Origin of the sequence: Neobacillus novalis NBRC 102450 (assembly GCF_001591805.1) — a bacterium.
GTDB lineage: Bacteria > Bacillota > Bacilli > Bacillales > Cytobacillaceae > Neobacillus > Neobacillus novalis.
Genome location: NZ_BCVP01000076.1, coordinates 1 through 7,642, shown reverse-complemented (window position 1 = coordinate 7,642; position 7,642 = coordinate 1). Strand labels below are relative to the sequence as shown.

General features: G+C 40.2%; 7 protein-coding genes. 4 read left to right on the top strand and 3 right to left on the bottom strand.

What is annotated here, in order from left to right; translation table 11 throughout:
- Positions 1-236: 236 nt before the first annotated feature.
- Positions 237-545, bottom strand: a complete 309-nt coding sequence (locus BANVL01_RS26150; protein ID WP_066092597.1) for a hypothetical protein — start codon at positions 543-545, stop codon at positions 237-239.
- A gap of 298 nt (positions 546-843) precedes the next feature.
- On the opposite strand from BANVL01_RS26150, the gene BANVL01_RS26145 reads away from it, so the two are divergent.
- The 4 genes from BANVL01_RS26145 to BANVL01_RS26130 all read left to right on the top strand — a co-directional run bounded on the left by BANVL01_RS26145 (position 844) and on the right by BANVL01_RS26130 (position 6,706).
- Positions 844-3,441, top strand: coding sequence for a bifunctional 2',3'-cyclic-nucleotide 2'-phosphodiesterase/3'-nucleotidase (locus tag BANVL01_RS26145; RefSeq protein WP_235845782.1), 2,598 nt, complete (start codon positions 844-846; stop codon positions 3,439-3,441).
- A gap of 396 nt (positions 3,442-3,837) precedes the next feature.
- Positions 3,838-4,719, top strand: coding sequence for an ROK family protein (locus BANVL01_RS26140; RefSeq protein ID WP_066092591.1), 882 nt, complete (start codon positions 3,838-3,840; stop codon positions 4,717-4,719).
- Positions 4,720-4,743: 24 nt separating this feature from the next.
- Positions 4,744-5,691 carry a mannose-6-phosphate isomerase, class I gene (gene manA / locus BANVL01_RS26135; RefSeq protein ID WP_066097002.1) on the top strand — a complete coding sequence of 316 codons (948 nt, stop codon included), beginning with the start codon at positions 4,744-4,746 and terminating at the stop codon, positions 5,689-5,691.
- A gap of 304 nt (positions 5,692-5,995) precedes the next feature.
- Positions 5,996-6,706, top strand: coding sequence for a DUF421 domain-containing protein (locus BANVL01_RS26130; RefSeq protein ID WP_066096998.1), 711 nt, complete (start codon positions 5,996-5,998; stop codon positions 6,704-6,706).
- 66 nt (positions 6,707-6,772) lie between these two features.
- On the opposite strand, the gene BANVL01_RS26125 is transcribed toward BANVL01_RS26130, so the two are convergent.
- Positions 6,773-6,958 carry a hypothetical protein gene (locus tag BANVL01_RS26125; RefSeq protein ID WP_066092588.1) on the bottom strand — a complete coding sequence of 62 codons (186 nt, stop codon included), beginning with the start codon at positions 6,956-6,958 and terminating at the stop codon, positions 6,773-6,775.
- Between the two features lie 111 nt (positions 6,959-7,069).
- Positions 7,070-7,279 (bottom strand): TM2 domain-containing protein, encoded by a 210-nt coding sequence (locus tag BANVL01_RS26120; protein WP_066092585.1) that lies wholly within the window; start codon positions 7,277-7,279, stop codon positions 7,070-7,072.
- Between the last annotated feature and the right edge of the window lie 363 nt (positions 7,280-7,642).

The following is a 7,642-nucleotide window of genomic DNA, read 5'->3' as shown; positions in this document are numbered from 1 at the left end:
GGGGAATTTGCCCAAGTTGGGTAGCTTATAAGAGCTATAAGCGACCGAATCCGGGGAATTTGATCAAGTTGGGTAGCTTATAAGGGCTATAAGCGACCGAAGCCAGGGAAATCGTCCGTATTGGGTAGCTTAAAAGAGATATAAAGCATATAAGGAGTGACCACATTTCATTTGAGCCAAGAACATTTAGCATGAATAATCGACTTTGGATCTGAGTGCTGAAGAATTATGAAAAATTACTTCCTGAGTAAACCTAATATATAGTAAATAAAATATATTGGCACATTTACAACAAGCAAAGAGGCAATTAAAGATAACAGATTTATTGACATAGGATTTTCCCAGGGAGAAGAAATAGACATAACATAAGGAAATGGTGGATCAAAGCTGGATAGGTCTTGATTAACAAAAGGGAACGGAAAACCAAATGCAGCATTTTTTAGATCATCATAATTGCTTACGGAACTTTTGCTGAAAAATGGTGACAGTAAGACTAAAAGATTAGCTATTAAAAATAAAAGGACTAAAAATTTCCTCGTAATCATCAAACCTTATCTCCTCTCCACTAGCCCAAATTTTACTTTTTCTTTCAATTAAATTATATCAAATATACAAAGAAATTCTAGGTATATTTTGAATTTCCTTCATCTATCCTGCCCAGTTACTTTAAGTACAAAATTTCACAGTATTAAGATAGGAATGTAAATGTGCGGTTTTATCCCAAATCCTTCTACTAACCATAGTATGTGCAAACGCTATCAACCCATAACTTGTATAAATGCTAGAGTCATTGTATAATTTTTCGGGGTACTAAATATTTTGTCGAAAGGTGGATGTTTTGTGTTGAAAAAAGGAAAAGTTTTTCTGAATGCTATTTTAATAGCTTTTCTTGTGGCTGCGTCTGTACAAGGGCTTTTTCCTGCTGGGGTAAAAGCAGAAAGTGAAGCTGGTACAGAGAACACAGCAAAGTTACGTATCTTGGAAACTACCGATCTTCATTCGAATGTTATGCCGTATGATTATTATCAAGGTACAGACCAAGGAATTAAATATGGTTTGGCGAAAACTGCAACACTAATCAAGGCGGCACGAGAAGAAGAAGGAGTTAAAAACTCGATGCTTTTTGATGCCGGCGATTCCATCCAAGGGAATCCATTGGCAACGTATGCTGCCAAAAACCTGAAGGCAGGAGAAGTTCATCCACTATTTAAAGCAATGAACACCCTTGACTACGATGCGGCGATTATTGGGAACCATGAGTTCAACTATGGTCTCGAGTATCTGGATCGTGTTTTAGAAGGTGCGAATTTCAATGTGATAAACGCAAACGTTTATCGTGCTGACAATGGTGAAAACTATTTCACTCCGTATAAAATTTTAGATAAAACCATTATCGATGATGCTGGTAATGAATCTACGATTAAAGTTGGTGTCATTGGTTTTGTTCCACCACAAATCATGAATTGGGACAAATTCTATCTGGATGGAAAAGTAACAGTTGAGGGGATTACGGAAACAGCAAGAAAATTTATCCCTAAAATGAAGGAAGAGGGGGCAGACATAATTGTCGCGATTGCTCACTCTGGCTGTGACATTCAGGAAGAGGATGATCAAGAAGCCGAGAACGCTGTTTATGAATTAACAAAGGTACCGGACATTGATGCTATGCTGTTTGGACATGCGCATACAACGTTCCCAGGAGCAAGTGGCTTTAACAATAAACCGGAAATTGATAATAAGACCGGACATATTCATGGTGTTCCTGCCGTTGAAGCTGGAAAATGGGGCGACAACTTAGGCGTCATGGATTTAAAACTTGTAAAAGAAGACGGCAAATGGAAGGCGGACAAAAATGCCTCCAATTCAAAGAATCGTCCAGTCTCCGTAGATACTCCATTGGATCAAGAGATTGTTGATGGTGTAAAAGACATGCACGAAGCAACGATTAAATATGTGAATGAAAAAATTGGCGAGACGAAGCAGCCGTTGTTCAGCTTTTTCTCAAGAGTAGTAGACGATGCTAGTTTACACCTTGTAAACCTGGCGCAAATCGATTATGCAAACAAATGGATTCCATTGAATAAGCCTGAATTAAAGGGTATTCCAGTTGTTTCGGCAATGGCTCCTTTTAAAAATAATACCAATGTCGCTGTCGGCGATCTTTCCATTAAAAGTGCAACAGATTTGTACAACTTTGACAATACGATTAAAGCGGTAAAAATGACCGGGACTCAAGTGAGAGAATGGCTTGAATTTTCGGCTTCATCTTTTAAACAGATCGACCCAACTAAAGAGGAACAACAAGATTTACTTGATAACTCTTTCCCAGGCTACTTATATGATGTAATTGATGGTGTAAAATACCAAGTGGATGTTACCCAGCCTAGAAGATATGACTGGAACAAGGGTGTCCTTGAGAACGCGGATTCACACAGAATCATCAATTTCAAAATGATGGATGGTACGCCGATTAAGGATGACCAAACATTTATCGTCGTGACCAATAACTACCGTGCAGGCGGCGGCGGGAAGTTCCCGGGCTTAGTTGACGGAACGGCTGAGCTAGTGCTTGATTCTACTGATGAGATTCGTGATATTTTGATGGATTATATTAGAGATAGAAAAGTTATTGATCTGAAGGCTGACAACAACTGGTCAATTGCCCCAGTTGACGGAAATGTAACGATGACATTTACAGCTTCTGCAGCTGCAAAACAATATCTGGACTTAGTGCCAAACATTAATACGCTTGGTGAAGAAAACGGGGCCAGCCAAACCTATCAATTAGTCCCAAGTGCTAATGAAGAACAACCGGTACCAGTTAAGGAAGGTTGGCAATTAGAAGACGGCCATTGGTATTTCTATGAAGATGGTGCAGCACAAACTGGTTGGTTGAAAGATAAGACAAACTGGTATTACCTTGGTACTGATGGAAAAATGCTTGAAAATGACTGGGTGCAGGACAAAAATGTATGGTACTACTTGGGCAAATCAGGAAAAATGCTTGAAAATGACTGGGTACATGACAAAAATGTATGGTACTACTTGGGCAAATCAGGCAAGATGCTTGAAAATGGCTGGGTACATGACAAAAATGCCTGGTACTACTTAGGCAAATCAGGCAAAATGCTTGAAAATGGCTGGGTAAAGGACAAAAATGTATGGTACTACTTAGGCAAATCAGGTAAAATGCTTGGAAATAGCTGGGTAAAGGATAAAAATGTATGGTACTACTTAGGCAAATCAGGCAAAATGCTTGAAAATGGCTGGGTACATGACAAAAATGCTTGGTACTACCTAGGTAAATCAGGCAAAATGCTTGAAAACAGCTGGGTGCAGTACAAAAACAAATGGTACTACCTTAAAAAAGATGGAACCATGGCAGTAAACACAACCGTCCAAGGATACAAGGTCGGAGCAGATGGAGCATGGATTAAATAAGAAAACAAAAAAAGCTTAAACAAGTAAAGGCCAATTCCCACCATTACCAGGGGGAATTGGCCTTTTTTGGGTAGATTTTAAAATAAACTCTTTAGAAGATTAGTTATATTCTGTACCGAACAAGCTTCAACGAAAAATTGTATAGCTGCCTGGTACTCCTCGAAGTTTGTGGAAAATTGATGGTTTTTTTGGTAGTGGAAAATGATAAAATGAAGTTGGAACTGAATATTGTGAGGATGGCCGGATGTTGAACTTCTTTCCGTTTTAGGAAAGGAGATGGATAATCATTGAAACATTTCTTGCTTGTTCGTGAAGTTTTGCAGTGAGTAGTGTTAGCGCACCTCTCATTTTTATTATAAAACCATAACTTCGAAAGATAAAATGGAGGGTGTTGCTATGTTAGGTGCTATTGAAGCTGGCGGAACGAAATTTGTTTGTGCAGTTGGGGATGAATCGGGGAATATTGTCAATCGTGTTCAGATTCCAACTACAGTCCCTGGGGAAACCATGCCAAGGGTGATTGAGTTTTTTAAACAATATCAGATAGATGCGATTGGGATTGGATCATTTGGTCCAATCGATGTGAACCGAGATAGTCCTACATACGGTTCGATTACCTCCACACCGAAAACAGCATGGCGGGATTATCCGTTTGTGCAAACTGTGAAAGATTCGTTCGCGATCCCGATTGGCTTTCATACGGATGTCAATGCAGCGGCATTGGGTGAGGCGACCCTTGGTGCTGCCAAAGGGCTGGATAGCTGTTTGTATATAACGGTTGGTACGGGAATTGGTGCCGGCGCGGTTGTTCAAGGTATGCTCCTTCAAGGTATGACACACCCGGAAATGGGTCATATCCTTGTAAGGCGTCACCCTAATGATTTGTATAAGGGGAAGTGCCCCTATCATTATGATTGCCTCGAAGGTCTTGCAGCCGGTCCTGCAGTTGAAGAGCGCTGGGGTGAAAGAGGGGTCAATCTTGTTGGACGTGAAGAAGTTTGGGAAATGGAGGGATACTATCTCGCCCAAGCTCTCATGCACTATATTTTGATTCTTTCACCGAAAAAGATTATCCTTGGTGGGGGAGTTATGAATCAAAAACACGTATTTACTTCTATCTATAAATATTTACCAGAACTCATCCACGGCTACGTATCTTTACCCGAGCTTTCAGATTACATAGTGAGCCCCGGCCTAGGGGACGCCGCCGGAATCACCGGTGCCCTCATACTTGCACAGCAAGCAAAGGGACATGGGACAGGCACCTTGTCCCAATAACTAAACGTATTTTTGGAGGTAATCATCTTGCAACCGTTATTTTTAAAACCAGTTTTTAAAGAGCGAATTTGGGGCGGAACGGCGCTGAAGAGTGAATTTGGCTATGAAATTCCGAACGAGCATACAGGAGAATGTTGGGCGATTTCTGCTCATCCGAATGGTCCCTCTATTATCGAAAATGGGCCTTATGCAGGGATGCCATTGAACGACCTCTGGCGGGAACATCCTGAGCTATTTGGGAATCCTGGAGCAGAGGTATTTCCGCTATTGACGAAGATTTTGGATGCAAATATGGATCTATCTGTGCAAGTTCACCCTGATGATTCTTATGCGCTGATGAATGAAAACGGTGAATTAGGGAAGACAGAATGCTGGTATATCCTCGACTGTAAAGAGGATGCCGACATGATTTTCGGCCATAACGCCCGCTCGAAAGAAGAATTAATGGCGCAGATTCATGATGGAAAATGGAGCGAATTGCTGCGGAGAGTGAAAATTAAGCCTGGCGATTTCTTCTATGTGCCAAGCGGTACCATCCACGCACTTTGTGAAGGCACATTAGTTTTGGAAACGCAGCAAAGTTCCGACACCACTTACCGGGTGTATGACTATGATCGTCGCGATGCCGAGGGCAACTTAAGGGAGCTGCATTTGGAAAAGGCGATTGAGGTTACGACTGTTCCTCATCGTGATACGGTCAGTACGTCCACAGTTCAGGAGCAGGAAAACGCTAGGATCACCACTTTTGCTGAGTCCGAGTTTTTCTCTGTTTATAAATGGGACGTTCAAGGTAAGTCTGCGTTCTCATTTAATGAGCAATATTTGCTTCTAAGTGTAATTAAGGGTGAGGGAACACTTTTCCATTCTGGCGATCGTTATGAATTGAAGAAGGGGACTCATCTAATTATACCAGTAGGGTTTGGTGAATTTGAAATCGACGGGACTTGTGAATTGATAGTTTCGCATGCGTAGATTTTTGAGGGAAATAAAAAAAGCGAGACCTTTCTGAAAATGTAACACCCTTAAGTTAAATTCCTATTTAGCAATTTCATAGAAACAGCCTTTTCTACATGGGTAGGAGAGGCTGTTTTTGTTCAATTATTCTTGAAAAATCGATTTGACCCTCCTGAACATTCAGAATAGACTTTAACTATTGGATAGGTAGAAGGCCGGATAGTAGAAAAGAGTTAAACCTAGAAGGTCCGATAAATATTCATTTAATATTTGGTCAATAATGAAATGGTGGTGATGTGAATAATACTGAAGGATGGGTGAATTGGAAAATTTAATCATTACTATTTCACGGACTTGTATTTCGTTTTTAATTTTGATGATGGTGTCCTTATGGATTGGAAAACAAGTAAACTCGGGTAATAACCATTACAATTTTGCCTTATCGATTACAATTGGTTCGTTCATTGCCAATATGGGATTTGATACGTATTTAAAATTTATTCCGATGCTGGCAGCCTTCCTTGCCCTTATCTCCATGTATTTTCTAAGTTCTCTCATTTCTACGCATAGCAGACGCTTTCGATTGTTGCTTTCCGGGGAACCGACCGTCGTTATGGAGAGTGGAAAAATTCTCGATGCGAATATGAAAAAAATAAGGTATACATTAGACGATTTAAATCAGCAGCTGCGGGAGCAGGGGATATTTGATGTATTTCAAGTGGAATATGCTCTTTTAGAGGTTAGTGGCAAGTTATCTGTCATGAAAAAGGAAAAGTTTCAAGCTTTAACGAAAGGAGATTTTCATCCAACCCATCTTAAATCAGAAGTCCAGCTTCCAATCGAACTAATTATGGACGGGATGGCCGTTGAGAAGAATTTTAACTCTCAATATTCCAACACATGGCTGAACCAGGAATTAAAAGTAAGAAATTTGCAAACGAAAGAAATTCAATACGCCGTCATCACATCAAATGGTTCCCTATTTATCGATCTTTTTGTGGATCATATAAAAGATCCATTAGACCGCGAATAGGGGACAGGCACCGTGTCCCATTAAAAAAGTGTGACACGGTGCCTGTCCCCCCGCCCTTATCGTTTCTTAGTTATTAACTAGATAGCGGTCATACATTTCTAAATCCTCTAATAGGTTGTGTTTATAGACTAATAACGCCTTTTTGACGATGATGCTATGATTCCCGGAGTTAAGCTCCTGCTCACAATCATCCAATTCCTTGTTTTTGACTAATCTAAGCTCATTAAAAATACTTCCTAATTCTCTCCCCATTTTTTTGACCCCCAAATTCCCAGACTATAAATCTATTTCTTAGCTTCAGCATCGCCTAATTTTTCAGAGATTATACAAAAAAAGGGACGAGGAGCCTGTCCCTTCGTCCCACTAAAATTTAGAGTTGTATAACCTATCCCATTCTTCATCCGATTTTGTCAGGTAGAGTATGCCCTCAATTAATCCAATAAGGCCGGGGATACCTGTCCAGCTAAATAAAATATATACGATGCCCATTCCGATTTTACCAAGGTAAAATTTATGTATCCCCAAACTGCCTAATAAAATACCAAATAATCCAGCTGCCACTTTAGATTTCATGTGATTCACCCCCTAATTATCATAATATACAATTGTTATCCACTTCGTCTATATCTTTATTATGAGAAATTTCGGACTCTTTAAGAAGGGCAAGGGTACGTACATGGGGACAGGCACCTTGTCCCAATAATTGTGCCCGTTCGTGCCATTTTTCCGAGCTAACGGTCACAATACCTCATAATTTCCCCTGTTCATGCGGCGATTTTTCAATTTATCAAATAGGGGCGTAAAATCCCTTTCTTCAGAAATGGGGATATAAGCCATATTTTTTCTTCCTTTTCCTTTCAATTACTATTCCATGGTAGTATAATAAGTGTATGGAACAAATGTTCCGATTGGAGGTGGAAAAAGAAATGGAACCCC